Origin of the sequence: Hymenobacter citatus, from assembly GCF_014333615.1 — a bacterium.
Taxonomy (GTDB): Bacteria; Bacteroidota; Bacteroidia; order Cytophagales; family Hymenobacteraceae; genus Hymenobacter; species Hymenobacter citatus.
In genome coordinates this window covers 58,106-75,094 of record NZ_JACSCY010000001.1, presented here as the reverse complement: position 1 = coordinate 75,094, position 16,989 = coordinate 58,106, and the positions used below count along the sequence as shown (strand labels likewise).

Annotated in this window: 15 protein-coding genes; 8 read left to right on the top strand and 7 right to left on the bottom strand. The window is 58.5% G+C overall.

What is annotated here, in order from left to right:
* Position 1 precedes the first annotated feature (1 nt).
* The 7 genes from H8B15_RS00345 to rpiA all read left to right on the top strand — a co-directional run bounded on the left by H8B15_RS00345 (position 2) and on the right by rpiA (position 9,535).
* Positions 2–1,399, top strand: coding sequence for a radical SAM protein (locus H8B15_RS00345; RefSeq protein WP_187317677.1), 1,398 nt, complete (start codon positions 2–4; stop codon positions 1,397–1,399).
* Positions 1,396–1,680, top strand: coding sequence for a hypothetical protein (locus H8B15_RS00340; protein WP_187317676.1), 285 nt, complete (start codon positions 1,396–1,398; stop codon positions 1,678–1,680). Before H8B15_RS00345 ends, H8B15_RS00340 begins: the two co-directional genes overlap by 4 nt.
* A gap of 12 nt (positions 1,681–1,692) precedes the next feature.
* On the top strand, positions 1,693–1,992 hold the full coding sequence (locus H8B15_RS00335; RefSeq protein WP_187317675.1) for a hypothetical protein: 300 nt from the start codon (positions 1,693–1,695) through the stop codon (positions 1,990–1,992).
* A gap of 118 nt (positions 1,993–2,110) precedes the next feature.
* Positions 2,111–5,503 carry a S41 family peptidase gene (locus tag H8B15_RS00330; protein ID WP_187317674.1) on the top strand — a complete coding sequence of 1,131 codons (3,393 nt, stop codon included), beginning with the start codon at positions 2,111–2,113 and terminating at the stop codon, positions 5,501–5,503.
* Positions 5,504–5,687: 184 nt separating this feature from the next.
* Entirely contained in the window at positions 5,688–7,058 is a 1,371-nt protein-coding gene (locus tag H8B15_RS00325; RefSeq protein WP_187317673.1) for a DUF7033 domain-containing protein, read from the top strand.
* Between the two features lie 27 nt (positions 7,059–7,085).
* Positions 7,086–8,639: an oligosaccharide flippase family protein gene (locus H8B15_RS00320; RefSeq protein ID WP_187317672.1), complete on the top strand. Its 1,554-nt coding sequence runs from the start codon at positions 7,086–7,088 to the stop codon at positions 8,637–8,639.
* A 149-nt stretch (positions 8,640–8,788) separates the two neighbouring features.
* Positions 8,789–9,535: a ribose-5-phosphate isomerase RpiA gene (gene rpiA, locus H8B15_RS00315; protein WP_187317671.1), complete on the top strand. Its 747-nt coding sequence runs from the start codon at positions 8,789–8,791 to the stop codon at positions 9,533–9,535.
* Between the two features lie 32 nt (positions 9,536–9,567).
* On the opposite strand, the gene H8B15_RS00310 is transcribed toward rpiA, so the two are convergent.
* The 6 genes from H8B15_RS00310 to H8B15_RS00285 form a co-directional block, all read right to left on the bottom strand.
* Positions 9,568–10,095 (bottom strand): hypothetical protein, encoded by a 528-nt coding sequence (locus H8B15_RS00310; protein ID WP_187317670.1) that lies wholly within the window; start codon positions 10,093–10,095, stop codon positions 9,568–9,570.
* Positions 10,096–10,538: 443 nt separating this feature from the next.
* Positions 10,539–11,327, bottom strand: a complete 789-nt coding sequence (locus H8B15_RS00305; RefSeq protein WP_187317669.1) for an EcsC family protein — start codon at positions 11,325–11,327, stop codon at positions 10,539–10,541.
* A gap of 61 nt (positions 11,328–11,388) precedes the next feature.
* Complete coding sequence (locus H8B15_RS00300; protein ID WP_187317668.1) at positions 11,389–12,417, bottom strand: Gfo/Idh/MocA family protein; 1,029 nt, start codon at positions 12,415–12,417, stop codon at positions 11,389–11,391.
* A gap of 146 nt (positions 12,418–12,563) precedes the next feature.
* On the bottom strand, positions 12,564–13,370 hold the full coding sequence (locus H8B15_RS00295) for a M48 family metalloprotease (RefSeq protein WP_187317667.1): 807 nt from the start codon (positions 13,368–13,370) through the stop codon (positions 12,564–12,566).
* 113 nt (positions 13,371–13,483) lie between these two features.
* The gene (locus H8B15_RS00290; RefSeq protein ID WP_187317666.1) at positions 13,484–13,669 is read right to left on the bottom strand and encodes a hypothetical protein; all 186 of its coding nucleotides are present in this window, start codon (positions 13,667–13,669) and stop codon (positions 13,484–13,486) included.
* Positions 13,670–13,818: 149 nt separating this feature from the next.
* Complete coding sequence (locus tag H8B15_RS00285) at positions 13,819–14,967, bottom strand: DegT/DnrJ/EryC1/StrS family aminotransferase (RefSeq protein WP_187317665.1); 1,149 nt, start codon at positions 14,965–14,967, stop codon at positions 13,819–13,821.
* A 147-nt stretch (positions 14,968–15,114) separates the two neighbouring features.
* Here H8B15_RS00285 and H8B15_RS00280 point away from each other — a divergent pair, with 147 nt between their 5' ends.
* Entirely contained in the window at positions 15,115–15,999 is an 885-nt protein-coding gene (locus tag H8B15_RS00280; protein WP_187317664.1) for a DUF6565 domain-containing protein, read from the top strand.
* Positions 16,000–16,061: 62 nt separating this feature from the next.
* Here H8B15_RS00280 and H8B15_RS00275 read toward each other — a convergent pair whose 3' ends face one another.
* Complete coding sequence (locus H8B15_RS00275) at positions 16,062–16,970, bottom strand: glycosyltransferase family 2 protein (RefSeq protein WP_187317663.1); 909 nt, start codon at positions 16,968–16,970, stop codon at positions 16,062–16,064.
* Positions 16,971–16,989 lie beyond the last annotated feature (19 nt).

Sequence of the window (16,989 nt, the reverse complement as noted above, 5' to 3'; positions counted from 1 at the left end):
CATGCCCAAACGCCCCTATACCTACTACGACTTCACCCTGAGCCTGTGCCCGCATTGCCTGCGCCGGGTAGAGGCCAAGATTGTTTTTGAAGACGGCGGCGTGTACATGCTCAAGCGCTGCCCCGAGCACGGGCGGCAGCGGGTGCTCATTGCCACCGATATTGAGTACTACAAGAGCATCCGCAACTACGTGAAGCCCAGCGAAACGCCGCGCCGCTTCAACACCGCTACCCACTACGGCTGCCCCTACGACTGCGGCCTCTGCGCCGACCACGAGCAACACAGTTGCCTCACCGTCGTTGAGATAACCGACCGCTGCAACCTGACGTGCCCTACCTGCTACGCCGAGAGCAGCCCTACCCACGGCCGGCACCGCACCCTGGAAGAGGTGGAGGCGATGGTAGACGTGCTGGTAGAAAATGAAGGCGAGCCCGACGTAGTGCAGATTTCGGGTGGGGAGCCTACCCTGCACCCGCAGTTCTGGGAGATTCTGGATATGTGCAAGCGCAAGCCCATCAAGCACCTGATGGTGAACACCAACGGCGTGCGCCTGGCCAAAGACCCCGCCTTTGTGGCCCGGCTGGCTACCTACGAGGGCGCGTTTGAGGTGTACTTACAGTTTGATTCTTTCCGGAAGGAGGTGTTAGAAACCATGCGCGGGCGCGACCTGCGCGAGGTGCGTTTGCAAGCTCTGGAGAACCTGAACCGCCACAACCTCAGCACTACCCTGGTCGTGACCTTGCAAAAGGGCCTCAACGACGACGAAATGGGCGAAATCATCGACTTTGCCTTACAGCAGCGGTGCGTGCGCGGCGTCACGTTTCAGCCCACCCAAGCCGCCGGCCGTCTCCAGAACTTCGACCCAGCCACCGACCGCCTCACGCTCACCGAAACCCGCCAGGGCATCATCAACCAAAGCCTGTTTACGGCCGAAGATCTACTACCCGTGCCCTGCAACCCCGATGCGCTGGTGATGGGCTACGCCCTGAAGCTCGGCGGCGAGGTGTTTCCGCTTACGCGCTACGTGCAGCCGGCCGAGCTGCTGCAAAGCGGCGGCAACACCATTGTGTATGAGCACGATCCGCGCCTGCGTCAGCACCTGCTCAAGCTGTTCAGCACGGCCAATACGGTGGATACCATCACGCCCGAGCTGAACCAGCTGTTGTGCTGCCTACCCACCATTCAGGCGCCCAACCTGAAGTATGAGAACCTTTTCCGCGTTATCATCCTGCAATTCATGGATGCCTGGAATTTCGACGTGCGCGCCATCAAGAAATCCTGTGTGCACATCGTAAGCAAAGACTTGAAAATCATCCCGTTCGAGACGATAAACATGCTCCACCGCGACGAAGAGAAGCTGGCGCGCCTGCAAGTGCTGCGCGATATTCCGGTGCTATGACACAAGAAGCCGAGAAGCCGAAGAGTCTTTTTGGCCGCATTCTGCTCCTGAATTTGGGAATGGTGTTGCTGCTGCACGTTGGGCGGGAAATACTGGCGCCACAAGAAGGCGTTTTCCCTTTGCTGTTTTGTCTGGCCTTTGTAGATTTTATGGGTGCGCTCTTTTTTATGGTGCAAGGGAAGCAAGGCAGTAATGTTGCTGCCTGTCTGCTGGCAACCCTTCTTGTGTTTATCATCGGTTTCAGCGACTGCGCCAGCCACTTTCACCTCGATACCCGCTGATTTTCAGTGACTATGGAATCGGGCAAGCCTACCCCCAAACCCGATCATATTCTGCGCAACAACCTGCTCGCACTCTTGGTAGCAGCTGTTTTGGCTGCCCTTGCCACTGGTCTACTACGAGATTCTATAGTATTCATGGCTCTGTTCGCTTTTGTATACATAGTACAGGCGCTGATCAATATTACGCTGGGCGTTTGGCATCTTTTCTGGCCGGTGGAAGGTAGCGCAGCACCGTATTTTCTAAGCGCTTTGTTGGTGCTGCTGATAGGTTTCGGCGCGTGCGCTGGCATGTTCAGCATGGCAGTGGGGTGACACAGGAACCAGCTTGATAGCCGAAGCACCTTATACACAGCCTATCCTTACAGGAAAAGCAGCTTCTCCTTTCTACTTGCGTCGATGATGCGTAGTTTGCCTTCTTAGCTGCTCTCCTATGATACCACACCTACGTTCTTATTTGGGCCTGACTGCGGCCGTTTTCCTACTTCCTACCCTACCCCTACTCGCCCAAACCACGCTCCCGGCTGCGCAGTCGGCCTACGCCGAGCCGGCCGTATCGCCGGACCGGCAGGAGCTGGCGTTTGTGTCGGGCGGTGATATTTGGACGGTACCGGTGGCGGGCGGCGAGGCACGCCTGCTGGTGGCCCACCCGGCCACCGAGGGTAGGCCGCTCTACTCGCCCGATGGCAAGGAGCTGGCCTTCACCTCGACGCGCACCGGCAACGGCGACGTGTACGTGCTGACGCTGGCGACTGGCGCCCTCCGCCGCCTGACGTTCGACGATGCCCCGGAGCAGCTCGACGCGTGGACTGCCGATGGTAAATGGCTCTACTTCTCCTCCACCAGCCACGACATTGCCTCCATGAACGACATTTACCGGGTGCGCCTCACCGGCGGCACGCCCATGCCGGTAAGTGCCGACCACTACGCCAACGAGTTCTTCGCGGCGCCCTCTCCCGATGGCCAGACGCTGGCCTTCTCGGCCCGCGGCATTGCCGACCGCCAGTGGTGGCGTCACGGCCACAGCCATTTGGATGAAGCCGAAATCTGGCTGCGGCGCGAACAAAACGGCGCGCCTACCTACACGGCCCTTACCCACGGCGGCGCCAAAGACCTGTGGCCCATGTGGGCGACTGGCGGGCAGCAATTGTTCTTTATATCAGACCGCAACGGGGCCGAAAACATCTGGCGGATGGACGCCAATGGCAGCAACCCTACCCCCGTCACCAGCTTCAAGGACGGGCGGGTACTATGGCCCACCATTTCCACTGATGGCCAACTGATTGTCTTTGAGCGCGATTTCAAGATTTGGTCGATGGACACGCGCAACGGGCAGGTGCGCGAGGTGAATATCCGGCGGCGGGGGGCACCGGCCGGCAACGTGGTGGAGCGCCAGCGCTTCACGGACCGCTTGCAGGAGCTGGCCCTCTCGCCCGATGGCAAAAAGGTCGCGTTTATCATTCACGGGGAGGTGTTTGCCGCGTCGGCAGCGGAGGGGGGCGAGGCGGTGCGCATCACCACTACGCCCGGCGCCGAGTCGGACGTGTCGTGGCTGCCCGATAGCCGCGGGCTGGTGTACGTGGGCGAGCGAAACGGCACGGCGCACGTGTATCGTTACGACATCAGTACGGGTCAGGAAACGGCCCTCACGAGCGGCCCCGCCAACGATGCCGCCCCGCGCCTCTCGCCCGACGGCCGCCAGCTGGCCTACGAGCACGACGCCAAGGAATTGCGCGTGCTGGACCTCGCTACCAAGAAAGAAAAGGTGGTAGCCTCCGCCAGCTTCGACCGGCCGCCCCTGCACGCCGACCGGTCGTTTACTTGGTCGCCGGATGGTAAGTGGCTGGCCTTCATGCCGAACCGGGGTAGGCGCTTCACCAACGTATCGGTGGTGCCGGTGGCGGGCGGCGAGGCCCGGCCGGTGAGCTTTGTGGCCAATGCCAACAGCACGGCCGTGTCGTGGAGCCCCGATGGCAAGTATATCTTGTTCGACACCGGCCAGCGCACCGAGGACGCACAGATTGCCCGCATCGACCTGCAACTGCGCACGCCGCGCTTCCGCGAAGACCAGTTCCGCGACCTGTTCCGCGACCCGGCCCCATCCGTGCCTACCCCCGCCGACAAAAACACGGCCCCACCCCTGAAACCAGCCGCCCCTGCTGGTCCCGGCAAAGCCGCCACGGCCGCTCTGCTCGACTCGACGGCCAGCAAAGGAAAAGCGTCTGCAACGCCACTTAAAAGCCCGGTCAGCATCAACTTCACCGATATTCGTCGACGCCTGAGCCTGCTGCCGATTGGCCTGAACGTAGGTGCCCACCGCATCAGCCCCGATGGCAAGTGGCTGGTGGTCACAGGCTACGCGGCCAACCAATCGAACCTCTACCTGTACTCGCTGGATGAGCTGGGTAAGGAAGGTAGCGTGGCCCGCCAGCTGACATCCACGACGGGCAGCAAGCGCGAAGCGCAGTTTTCGCCCGATAGCAAGAAAATCTACTATCTCGATCAGGGCAAGATTCAGGTGGTACCAGTGGAGGCTGGTGGCAAAGCACAGTCCCTGGCCGTATCGGCCGAGATGGAAGTGAATTTTGATGAGGAAAAGCTGGCGGTGTTCGATCAGGCATGGAGCTATTTGCACGACCACTTCGCCGATGCCAAGTTCAACGGCGTAGACTGGACCGCTGAGCGCGCCCGCTATACTCCCCTCATTGCCGGCGCCGAAACATCCGACGAAGCCCGCCGCCTCACCAACCTGATGATTGGCGAATTGAACGCCTCGCATTTGGGCCTGAACCCCGGCAGCTCGGGCAGCGGCGGCATTGCGCCCTCTACCGGCCGGCTGGGCCTGCGCTTCGATGCGGCTGAGTACGAGCAGCACGGCCGCCTGCGCGTGACGGAAGTGCTACCCCTGAGCGCGGGTGCCTTGGCCGGCATCCGTCCCGGCGAGGTTCTGGAAGCCGTTGACGGCGTGTCGATTACCGCTACTAGTAATCTGGAAGACCTGCTGCAATACAAAGTAAACCGTCGCGTGACGCTACGCCTGACCGGCTCAGCGACACCTACCCCAGCCGTGGTAACCAAGCGCGGCAAGAAGCAAAAAGCAACGGCCGCGCCACCCGCTACCCCTACCCGCGAGGTAGTGGTGCGCCCCCTCAGCCGCGACACCGAAAAGGGTCTCGCCTATCGGCAATGGGTAGAGGAGCGCCGCGCCTACGTGGATAAAATCAGCGGCGGGCGGCTGGGCTACGTGCACATGTACGATATGTCGGCGGGCTCCTTGGCCCAGCTCTACCTCGACCTCGACACCGAAAACCTGGGCCGCGACGGCGTGGTAGTGGACGTGCGCAACAACAACGGCGGCTTCGTGAACGTGTACGCCATCGACGTGCTGGCGCGCCGCAGCTACCTCACCATGACGCGCCGCGACCAGGACGGCCCCATGCCCGCCCGCGCCTCCCTGGGCCAGCGCACCGTGGAGCGGCCTACCATCCTGGTCACCAACCAGCACTCATTGTCTGACGCCGAGGACTTTACGGAAGGCTACCGCGCCCTGAAGCTGGGCAAGGTGGTAGGCGAACCCACCGGCGGCTGGATCATCTTCACCTACAACGTGTCGTTGCTCGACGGCTCCAGCCTGCGCCTCCCCAACACCACTATCCGCGCCGCCCGCGACGGCCAGATCCTGGAAATGAACCCGCGCCCCGTAGACGTGGCCGTGAAGCGCCCCATCGGCGAAAGCTACACCGGCCGCGATGTGCAACTGGACACGGCCGTGAAGGAGCTGCTGGAGCAGTTGGGCAGCAAAGCAGGTAGCACAGGTGGGCAGTAGTCACCATTTTCATAGTTGTCATCCTGAGCGTAGCGAAGGACCTTATGCCCGCAGAACGGGTCGTTGGTACGTCTGCACGATAGACGTACCAACGACTTGTTCTAGCGTGAGAAGGTCCTTCGCAAGCTCAGGATGACAGATATGATGGGCCGAATGACAGCCGTATTTCTAATACATTTACTTGATGCCTACCGCACCCGACTGGCCACTTCCTTACGCCGCTCCCGTTTCCCGCGAAGCACGCGTAGCCTACGTACTTCGGCACCTGCGCATGGCCTACCCCATGCTACCCGACATCAGCATCGGCTACGCAGACACGCAGCCGCAAATCCTAGTACAAGAAGCATCTAACGGTTTTTTCGAACAGCAACGCCCCTACCCGGCCGCGCCCAATTACCGCAAATGGTTGGGCCGAAAGATTCCGTTTTTCTTCGACCCGCACCCTGAAAAACCACTGCCGGATTTGTTACCCGAAGGTCGTGCTATCATCCACGCGGATGTGCTTTCGGCGGCGTTCTTTCTGCTTAGCGGCTGGCAGGAATACTACTGCGAGGAGCGCGACCAGCATGGCCGATTCCCCTACGCGGCCAGCGTGCAAAAGCAGTACGACTTCGTGACGATACCAGTAGTCAACTACTACTTCGACGTGCTGAAAACGGCCGTGGAGCACGCAACCGGCCAATCCCTACCCCCGCGCCGCTGGACTAATAATGCACCCTTCGCCACCTGCATTACCCACGACGTTGACAACCTCTACAGCGCCTGGAAAGCGCCTGCCAAAGCCGCCCTACAGCGCCGCGACTGGCTAGGGTTTGGGCGGCAGTTGTGGCGGCATTTCACGCAGAAAGACGCCTGGGACAACTTGGAAGAAGTGCAGCAAGCGGTAGCGCAGTACGGGGCCAAAAGCACGTTTTTCTTCCTCACCGAACACCGAAAAGCAGCTGACGCCCCCCCCAACGCTGACTATCGTATTGGGCGGCTTCTGCCGCGGCTGCAACAACTAGCCGCAACAGGTACCGAATTGGCCTTACACGGCAGCATTGGTACAGCTATCAATGAAATTAAGTTGCTATTGGAACGCTCCCGTTTACCCTTTTATACGCAGGGCAACCGCTTTCACTATCTAAGTTGGGTGCCGCTTCGTACGCCGCTTAGCCTGCACAATGCTGCTTTTATGTATGATTCGACGCTCGGCTTTGCTGAACACTTTGGCTTTCGCAATTCCTATTGCTTACCCTTTATTCCGTATGATCTGCTGTGCGACGGCAGCACCAACTTCATCGAACTTCCGCTGAACGTGATGGACACCACGCTTCATAACCCGCGCTATCTCCAACTCGACCCCAATGAAGTGCTACCCGCGCTGCTCCCGATGCTTCTGGAAATAGAACTGTTCGGCGGCGTGTGCACGGTACTCTGGCACAACCAAAACTTCGACCCCGCCAACACGCACAACGGCCCGCGCCAGTTCCACGAGCTGATGCGCTACCTTCGCAGCCGAAGCGCCGCCTTCCTGACGGGCACGGAGGTGAGTAGTGAAATGGTGAAATGGTGAGTTTGACGTTGTGGCGGCACCCGTGGTGTGGCCACAACGTCAAACTTGTACCGCTGGCACCATCAGAACGTCAAGCTCACCATTTCACCTCTCACCATTTCACCACTCACCTTGGGCATCGTTCGGCGGCAGGGGCTGCGTAATACTATCATTTCCTACTTCGGGCTGGGGCTGGGGTTCGTGAACACCACGTTTCTGCTGCCGCGGTTTTTGGAACCAGGGCAGCTGGGTCTTGTGCAGGTGCTGGTGAGTATTGCCACCATCTACGCCCAGCTCTCGGCCTTTGGGTTTGCCAGCGCGGGCATTCGGTTCTTCCCCTACTTTCGCGATGCCGAGCGGCGCCACCACGGTTTTTTGCCGCTCTTGCTGGGAGTACCGCTGCTAGGGTTTGGGGTAATGACGGCGCTGTTTTTCCTGGGTAAGCCGCTGCTGCTCAGCCTCTACACCGAGCGAGCCGCCATAGCCGCTTACTACCCCTGGATAGCCGTACTGGCCTTCTTTACGCTGCTTTATTCCTTGCAGGATGCCTACCTGAAAGGGCTGTACCACACGGCGTTTTCGTCGTTTTTGCAGGAGGTGCTGCTGCGCGTGCTGATTGCGGGTGTGGCCTTGCTGTTTGGTCTGGGCTACATTTCCTTCCCGCAGTTTGTGTTGGCCTACCTAGGGGTGAATAGCGGACTTACGCTGCTACTAACGGCCTACCTTGCCTACATTCGGGAGCTGCATTTGCGGCCTACGCGGGCGGTGCTACACGTGCGGCCTGTGCGCGAACTGCTGGGTTTTGGGGCGTTTGCGCTGCTCTCCAATATTTCCGGCACCGTCATCACCACTATCGATGCCCTGATGCTGGGCTCCAAGGAAAGCCTGGCGGCGGCGGGCATCTATGCTATTGCCAGCAACATCAGCATTGCGCTGGTTATTCCTTCGCGGGCGCTCAACAAAATTGCGTTTCCGCTGCTGGCCGATTACTGGAAAGACCAGGACCTGCCGCGCATGGCGGCTTTCTACCGCAACACCACGCGCCTGCTCACAGTGCTGGGCTGCTGGCTGGCCCTGGGCATCGGCCTGAATCTGGATTTTATTTACCACTTGATTCACCGGCCGGCCTACGCGGCGGGCACGGTGGCGGTCTTGCTCCTGCTGGCCGGTCGCTTGCTCGACAGCATCACGGGCCTCAATGGGCTAATCGTCGTGACTTCGCCGCGCTACCGCTACGATTTGATATTCAACGCGTCGCTGGCACTCGCTACGGTCGGACTGAACCTGTTGCTGATTCCGCGGTTTGGACTGACGGGTGCGGCACTGGCGGCGCTGCTGGCACTGGCGGGCATCAACCTGGCGCGCACGTGGTTTGTGTGGCACAGCTACCGGATGCAGCCCTTCACGTGGCGTATTGTCGGGGTGCTGGTGGTAGCAGCCGTAGCCGGCACAGCGGCGTGGCTGGTGCCGTTTGTGCATTCCTACCTTGTTACCATGGCCATGCGCTCCGTGGTACTCACGGGGCTGTATGGCGGCTTGCTACTGGTATTGGGCTTAGTGCCCGAGGCCAAGCCGTGGCTACGCAAGTTGCGCGGCCGCTGAGCCCTGTGGTTTTCAGGCATCATCTCATCCCTGGCTGTGCCTGGAATGATATGTTTGTCTTTTTGAAATGCGGTTCTTCTACCCCGTTCATTTCTTATTCGGATAGTCACTTGCTACCTTCGCCCTACCCTTTCAACTCATCAACTGCCATGTCTACTACGCCTACCCCGCAAGAACTGGAAAAACAAGCCGCCGCTACTGCTGCCCTCCGTTGGGTGCGCGATGGCATGCTGGTAGGCCTGGGCACGGGTAGCACGGCGGCGCCTTTCATTCGGGCGCTGGGTGAGGCCATGCGCACCGGCCAGTTGCGTGTGCAGGCTACGGCCACCTCCGAAGCCAGTGCCACTCTAGCCCGCGAGGTAGGGATTCCGCTGGTGCCACCTCAGCGTGGTATGCGCTTCGACTTGACAGTAGATGGCGCCGATGAACTGGACCCACAGCTGCGCCTGATTAAAGGCGGCGGCGGGGCACTACTGCGCGAAAAAGTATTGGCTACGGCATCCAACTACCTCCTGATCGTAGCCGATTCGTCGAAAGCGGTGCCGCAATTGGGTAAGTTTCCGCTACCCTTGGAAGTGGTGCCGTTTGCCCTACCCTGGGTGATGGATGCCGTGGCGGAGCTGGGGGCCAACCCTGTGGTGCGCGTCAGCAAAACTGACGCCGCGCAGCATATACTGTCTGACCAAGGCAACTTGTTAGTAGACTGCCATTTCGGGCAGATAAACGACCCGAAGCAGCTCGCCACGCAGCTCAAGACCATTCCCGGCTTGGTAGAACACGGGCTATTTTTAGGTTTGGCCAACGCCGCGCTGGTAGCCCACGGCGAGCAAGTGCAGGTAATACAAGCTGGCGCAACGCCTGTGCCTATAGCGTCTTTCACCGACCTTCCACGGTAGCAGCAAAACAGGTAGGAGGTTGCTGCGTTCTGTTATACAGCTACACCCGAGAGTGCAGACTGCTGCCTGGGCCAATGGAACTCCATTTCCGACTCGGTGAGCAGTTTGTTCTGAATCTCCATGGTGGGCGAGTGTTGCGTAGAAAGCGACCCACGGAAGCGAAACTTCACCTCACGCAGCCAAGCATAGGCCGACTCTACGTCATCGAACATAACCACCACTGGTCCTTCTATCTGATATACAGCAGTATTAGTCCACGATTGGGTATCTATGTTGGGCGAGTACGTCCAGGCAATGTATTCAATTGTGGACAGCTTCAGGCGTGGCAGGCACTCTGCTGCCAACCAGGAGGCCACTTCCGGCGACAGGCTGGTAACACTGCTATTATCGTTGAGCACGCGCACGTAGTTCTTTTGCAGGAAGCATTGCGCCACGGCTACGCAGCCCTCTTGCACTGATTCCAGGGTCAGGTCGCCTTGCCAATCCAAGTATAGCCAGTCATTTTCAGCATCATAAAAAACAGAAAGTGCTGGTGTAGTAGCGAGTAACTGTAGATGCATAGGGTGGGTGTAGAGTAAGAAAATCAGCAGGAAGGACGGCAAGCGCGTTTAGAACAATTTGATCATTGTCTCTTTTTGAAAGTATAGCAAAAGGCAGGCCTTTAATGCAAATTTTATTTCGTGGTTGTATGCAAAAAAGCAAAATAACAGCAGAATAAAACAAGTATGAGGCAGCGCATGGCGGCAGATTCAGCCTTTTACCTTTTTGTTCCATTCCAATACGAAAGACAAAATTTTACACTGTTCGTAAATCCAATAAAAATCTCTTTTCGTAGGTATATGCCTCATAGAAAAAAGCATTTCAGTGGCCCAGCCCAAACCATCCGTAGAAAACCTGTTTCAAAATGAAATTTACCTGGAGGCCATCTTGCGTCAGCAGGCGCAGCAGTTGGTAGGGCGCCCCGGTTGGCCCAACACCGCGGCTGCCGTGTATCAGTGCCTGCTCAATCAAATTGCAGCCGACGTGTCGGCTGGTCCTTGCCTACGCTAGCCATCCGCTCAATTTGTTGTTTGCCCAACCAGCGCAGCCGGTAGCAATTGCGAGCCGTTTTACCTAACTGCTCCAGAAGTTGATAATTGGCCACTGCGCCCACCGCAGCGCCTACCACCGGGAGTAGCTGCGCCAGCTTGGCCAGATCAATATAATCGCGGTATTCCTGCTGAAACGTGCGCCAATCAAACTCAGCGGCTGTAGGTGGGAGCGTTTTCACGTATGCGTCCCAGTTAGCTAGTCGGCGGTATACTACAGTGCGCGTATGCTGGCTGGAAAACGTAAGTTGAAAGATATAGAGCAGGTACAGGCGTTCTGGGTACACACGTACATCGTGCCCATAGAGTGCCGCTATATCAAACAATAGCTTGAGCTTGATACCCAATAGTAGCGGAAAATCGGCTAATCCGAGCAGAAATCCGCCGGCGCCCGTGGCAGCCCCCTCCACGGTGGCCGCATGGCGGTAGTACCGGATGCGCCTTTCCACCAACGTTTCCCGCTCTTGCAAAGAGGCCACTAGCAAGGGCCGACGCGTGATGTAGGTAGAGCCTGCCAGCACGCCGCGCACCATGTGCTTGATGGTGGCTGTCACAGCTTGGTGCACGCGTTCGGGCAGCAGGCCATTCAGTCGGGTTTGTACACGGTGCGTTAGTCGGTTCAGCCAGGAGGGTGGCCGTTGCATCCGTTTTTGCCACGCTTGCAGCTCGGCGTAGGCTTGCTGTTCGTAGGGTGTCGTCGTCATATAGCCATCCGTTGGAGTGTCTGACTATATACGGGCGCAAACCTACCCGGACCGTGGCGCCCTACCCTCGCAATTGGTAGATACGCTCTATTATCTCCACCACTTTCACGCCCTCCGAGGCATTGGTCATCACACCAGCGGGGTGCTTTACTGCCTGCACGATGTCGTCAATCACCTGCACGTGGTTGGCGGCGCTACCCTGGTAGGTGCCATAGTGATTGGCTGGATTGGTAGGCGGCAAGGGGGGCAGCTCATAATTGCGCAGGTGACAGGCAGCCACCTGATCCAGATACTGGCCGCCCAGACGCACACTGCCGTGCTCGGCCACCACGGTCAGCGAGCTTTCCAGGTTCTGATCCCACACGGCCGTGCTGTACTGCAAGGTACCTGCGCCACCGCGCGCCAAGTCAAATGTCACCAGCCCTGAGTCTTCGAACTCTGTGAGGCCCTGATGATTGAAATCGTAGAAGCGGGCCGCAATGTTGGTGATGTCGCCGAATACCCAATACAGCAGGTCTATGAAATGGCTGAACTGCGTGAACAGCGTGCCGCCATCTTGCGCCTGCGTGCCGCGCCAGCTGCCCGGCTGGTAATACCGGGCGTCGCGATTCCAGAAACAGTTGATTTGCACGAGGTATATCTGACCAAGGCGACCTTCTTCGTAAATTTGCTTCAGCCAGCGGGCAGGGGGCGAGTAGCGGTTCTGCATCACCCCAAACGCCAGCCGCCCTACCTGGGTGGCGGCCTCTACCACGGCCTGAGCATCGGCGGTGCGCAGGGCCAGGGGCTTTTCTACCACCACATGCAGGCCGTGTTGCAAGCCAACCAGCGCCTGCGGCGCGTGCAGATGGTTGGGAGTCGCAATGGTCAGCACATCGGCAGCGGGACCGGCCGCTAGGTAGGCATCCAGCGACGCAAAAACCGGTATGTCGGGAAACTCCGTTGCCACCGAGGCGGGCAAGGCCGGATTGATGTCGATGAGGGCAACCAGTTGCGCGCCGGCCTGGCGGGCAACCAGCGCCGCGTGGCGGCGGCCGATGTGTCCCACTCCACAAACAACGAAACGGACGGCGGCAGGAGATTCAGCCAACGGGGTTTGAGAAAGAAGCGAAAGAGCCGCAAGCTGCAAAAAAACGGGAGGTTTTGCACGCGCGGCCCTACCCTACGTTTTTGCAGCTACTCCATAGGCAGGTCCCAAACAGCAACAACATGCACGACCACAAGTTGAATAGCCACTTACAGCAACTTCTGCAACTCCAGGAAGTTGCTGTTGTTTACCGTTTTGCCCGTGCAACCAAGTTGTTGGGCGCTTTTCTGAATGTTGGTGACGCGTGAGCCAGGGTTGGGGTGCGTGCTCAAAAACTCGGGCGTGCTGCTTCCACCTTGCTTCTCGGCCTTGATGAAAAAGCCTGCCGCCCCATCGCAGGAATAATACCGTGTGCCGTTGAGGTAAATGGTAGAATACTTATCCGCCTCAGTTTCAAAGCCCCGACTGAAACGCAGCTGCCCCAAGCCAGCGGCAATCTGCGCCAACTGCCCAGGATTTTTACCTAGCAGGATATTGGAAAGCAAGCTGATACCAAATTGCTGCTGCAATTGCTGAATGCTGTGGCGCCGGTCGGCGTGCGCGATTTCGTGGCCCAGCACGCCCGCCAGCTGGTTTTCGTTGTCCAGAAACTTGATCAGACCCGAGAACACATAGATGTGGCCACCGGGAGTAGCAAAGGCATTCTGTGTGGCGTCGTCCTTGATGAGCTGCACATCCCACGGGAACTGCTTGCGGTACTTGAGGTTACCGTTATCGAGCACGCGGTTCACGACGCCATCCAGCAATTGATAGGCGCGCTTGTTTTTGCTTCGCTCCAGCAACTGGCCTTTGGCGCGGTAGGTGGAGTCGGTTTGCTGGGCTACCTGGGCACCCAGCGCAATGTCCTGCTGCACGGGTAGCAGGATAAAACCCTGCTTAGGCTGATTGACGGCAGCTACGGCTACCGCCGAAACAATAGATAGAGGCAACCAGAGCTTAAAGAAAGAGCGGCGCATTGCGAAAAAGAAAAGAGGAATAAAGAGAGGTGAGTAGTACGAAGCAAAGAAAAAATGGTGCCAGCTCCGCTCGCAATGATTCTCTCACAGCCTACTTCATTTAAGCTCACTTCTCAAATCAACAGCGCTTTATAGCCCAAGTAAATGATTGGCAGCACGCTACCAAAAAAAGCCACTACCCCCCAGGCCGTTAGCGGCTTCCCGACCAACCGACGACGTACCAGCGACACCTGCCAGCTCAAAAAAGGTAGCACGTACAACACGAGCAGTAGCATCACAAGTAGTAGAAGCACGTTCATACTACAATAAGGCGCTGTCCTCTGGGCAGGCATTGTCCGCTGATACAACCACCAGCAATACCCCACTATTGCGCTTGAAATCACAAGCGTTGCAATCAGGAAAACACCTTCCTGATAGCGCCACCATAGTTGCCTGGTCATGTTTATGCTTAATCCGGCGTATGTTCTTCAGGTAACCCAGCCCGAACCGTTCGGGCAATGTAGCTTACCTGTTCCTCCGTCAGGGTAGGGTGCACGGGCAGCGCCAGCACCGTGCGGCACAGCTGCTCTGCCACCGGAAACTGCCCCGGTCGGTAGCCTAGGTAGGCATACGCCGGCTGCTGATGCACCGGCAATGGGTAGTACACCGCCGTGGGTACGCCGTGCTGATGCAGGTAGGCCTGTAGCTGGTCGCGGTGGGTTGCAGTGGGTAGGGTGATGACGTATTGATGAAAGATGTGCGTGCTCTGTGGGTCGCGGGCGGGCGGGGTTACCCTCGGCATATTCGCAAAAAGCGCATCGTAGCGGGCGGCTATGCGCTGGCGGGCAGCAGTCCAGGCGGCGAGGTAGGGTAGCTTCACGCGCAACAGCGCCGCTTGCAGGGTATCGAGGCGGGAGTTGAGGCCGATGTGCTGGTGGTGGTACTTGCGCACCTGGCCGTGGTTAGCGAGTTGGCGCAGCAACTCAGCCCGCGCTGCATCGTGGGTGAACAAAGCCCCTCCGTCGCCGAAGCCGCCGAGGTTTTTGCTGGGGAAAAACGACGTGGTCCCTACCTCTCCTACCGTGCCGGCCAGCCGCACCTGTCCGTTGCTGAGCGTGTAGACAGCGCCCAGGGCCTGCGCGTTGTCTTCGACCAATGCTACCCTCTGTTGATCAGCTAGTGCCCGCAGCGCTTCCAGGTTGGCGCACTGCCCAAACAGATGCACCGCCACGATGGCGCCCGTGCGGGGCGTGAAGGTCGCTGCCACGGCTGCCGGGTCCAGATTGAACGTGCCGGGCAGCACATCGGCCACCACCGGACGCAGGCCCAGCACGGCGGCCGCTTCCAACGTGGCCACGTAGGTAAAGGCTGGCACAATCACCTCTGCGCCCGGCGGTAGCTGTAGGCTCATGAGGGCCAGTTGCAGGGCGTCGGTGCCGTTGGCGCAGGGCACTACTGCGGCCCTATCCAAGTGCTGGCTTAGCTCGTTGGCGAAGGTGGCTACCTCATTTCCCTGGATGAAATCGCCTGCCGTTAGCACCCGCTGGCACGCGGCGAGCAGGGCAGGTTGCAACGGTGCGTGTTGGGCCGCGAGGTCCAGGAACTGAATCGGTAACATAGCTGGCAAGTTAGTGAGGATCAGCCAGCCACCACCACAGCTATGCCTTGTCTATTCGCAACCCTTGCTAGCTCATCAGCGTTAAAATTAGCTAATCCCATCGGGTTCAGCTCCCTACTAGGCGGTTGAGCCGCAACTCTCACTCCCATGCTAAAAAGAACTTTCTCCGCCTCTGCTCTCGCCGCCAGTCTATTATTGGGCGGCCTCACGTTCACGCAGATGAGCTGTACCGAAAACCAGCAAAAAGAAGTGTCGCAGGAAAGCGACCAGGCGTATAACGACTTCAAGGGCTTCGTTGACGAAACGGAGATGAAAGCGAAGAACGTTGCCAACGAAACTGAAGCCGATTACGAGCGCGAAACCGCGCAACTGAAAGCTGATTACGACGCCAAAGTAGCCGCCGTAGACCGCTACGCCGACAGCTACGATGACCAGCGTAAGCAGGAACTCGACCAGCTACGCAGCCGCTACACCACGGCTTCGGATGCCCGCACGGCTACCTGGACTAGTCGCCCCGCCGTGGCTGCCGATGGTAGTGCTACGATGCCCACCGACGGCACAAGTGTTAAGATGGGTAAATACTACAAACCCATGACGTCGGAAATTGCCGTGATGACGCCGCAAAACGCCCGGGCAAAGTATAACGCATTCGTGAACATGGTGGATAAAAACAAATCCAGCTATGATATCGACGACTGGAACAACATCAATGCCGACTGGCGTGCGATGGATGCCCGTTATGATCAGATCAAAGACCAGATTTCCGGTGAAGACAAGCGGCAAATTGCCGAGGAAAAAGGCAAGTACGCAGCCTTCAAATCAGTAGATAAAACTAAAATCCGGGCGGAGCAAGGTGCCAACGCGGTAGCCAATACCGCCGAGGACGTAGCACACGGTGCCAAAGAAGTGGGCAAAGATGTTGGCCACGGCGCCAAAGAAGTGGGCAAGGACATCGGCCATGGAGCAGCCAAAGCTGGTAAGGCAGTTGGCGGTGCCGTGAAAGGCGTGTTCAAAGGAAAAGACAACGAATAAGCTCGTATGCTTTTCGCTAGTACTAAAAAGGCCGGCTGTTTATGCAGTCGGCCTTTTTTTGTCTATTCCTTTCCTACCCTGGCAAATTCTCGCAGTATCCAATACAGCTTTAGCAGGTCGAAATACAGCATGCGGGGCGTGGCAGAGCATAGATTAGCACGTAGGTGCGGCTGCAAGTGTAGAAGCAGTCCGACAGCCAGTCGGCGCAGGCCCACTTGTTGCAGGCGCAGGGCTGTACGCACCAACCGGCTATCGGCCCCTACCCCGTCTTTGTGGTAGAGCAGCACTAGGTTGTGCACCGCCGCCCGCGACTTACGCAGAAACACCGGCGCTGGGTCTAGCCCGTCGTGTATCACTGGATTGTCGAGGTGATGTATTGGTACGCCAGCCTGGGCCAATTGCCAGCCTAGCTTGCTGTCCTCGTGGCCGTAGCGGATCAGCGCTTCGTCAAACCCAAACCGCTGGAATATATCTGCTCGGATAAGCAGGTTGTTCAGCATAAGCTGCGAAGGAGGCAGCGAGCGGCGGCGGGCAGCAGGCAACGCCTCCCGCTGCTGGGCGTAGTGCCAGCGTAAGCGCAAAGCGGGCTCGGCAGGTAGGCCCCCGGCATACATGATACCACCTACCACCACTGGCGCCAATGCTTGGGCAGCGGCATAGCGGGCCACAAACTGCGCATCGGGTAGCAAACTATCGTTGTCGAGCATCAGCAACCACTCGTGGCGGGCGGCGGCGGCCAGCTGGTTGCGAATAGCTGCGCGGCCCACGTTGCGCGGTAGCTCGGCGTAGCGCACGTTGGGCAGCTGCGCCAGCAAGCGGTTTTCGGCCTGAATCTTTGCTTGCGACGCATCGTCCAGCAGGCATATTTCCACGGGGCCGTTCCAGTGCGGCAACTGCTGGTGCAGCTGCTGCACTAGCAGCGTTACTACCCTGTTGTACACCGGAATCAGGATAGACAGGCCGGTTTTCAAGTAGTAACTAGCAATTAAA

Bases quoted from the DNA above. Each gene is read 5' to 3' on its own strand.
- H8B15_RS00345 (WP_187317677.1), top strand. From the start codon at position 2: ATGCCCAAACGCCCCTATACCTACTACGACTTCACCCTGAGCCTGTGC.
- H8B15_RS00340 (WP_187317676.1), top strand. From the start codon at position 1,396: ATGACACAAGAAGCCGAGAAGCCGAAGAGTCTTTTTGGCCGCATTCTG.
- H8B15_RS00335 (WP_187317675.1), top strand. From the start codon at position 1,693: ATGGAATCGGGCAAGCCTACCCCCAAACCCGATCATATTCTGCGCAAC.
- H8B15_RS00330 (WP_187317674.1), top strand. From the start codon at position 2,111: ATGATACCACACCTACGTTCTTATTTGGGCCTGACTGCGGCCGTTTTC.
- H8B15_RS00325 (WP_187317673.1), top strand. From the start codon at position 5,688: ATGCCTACCGCACCCGACTGGCCACTTCCTTACGCCGCTCCCGTTTCC.
- rpiA (WP_187317671.1), top strand. From the start codon at position 8,789: ATGTCTACTACGCCTACCCCGCAAGAACTGGAAAAACAAGCCGCCGCT.
- H8B15_RS00310 (WP_187317670.1), bottom strand. From the start codon at position 10,095: ATGCATCTACAGTTACTCGCTACTACACCAGCACTTTCTGTTTTTTAT.
- H8B15_RS00305 (WP_187317669.1), bottom strand. From the start codon at position 11,327: ATGACGACGACACCCTACGAACAGCAAGCCTACGCCGAGCTGCAAGCG.
- H8B15_RS00295 (WP_187317667.1), bottom strand. From the start codon at position 13,370: ATGCGCCGCTCTTTCTTTAAGCTCTGGTTGCCTCTATCTATTGTTTCG.
- H8B15_RS00290 (WP_187317666.1), bottom strand. From the start codon at position 13,669: ATGAACGTGCTTCTACTACTTGTGATGCTACTGCTCGTGTTGTACGTG.
- H8B15_RS00285 (WP_187317665.1), bottom strand. From the start codon at position 14,967: ATGTTACCGATTCAGTTCCTGGACCTCGCGGCCCAACACGCACCGTTG.
- H8B15_RS00280 (WP_187317664.1), top strand. From the start codon at position 15,115: ATGCTAAAAAGAACTTTCTCCGCCTCTGCTCTCGCCGCCAGTCTATTA.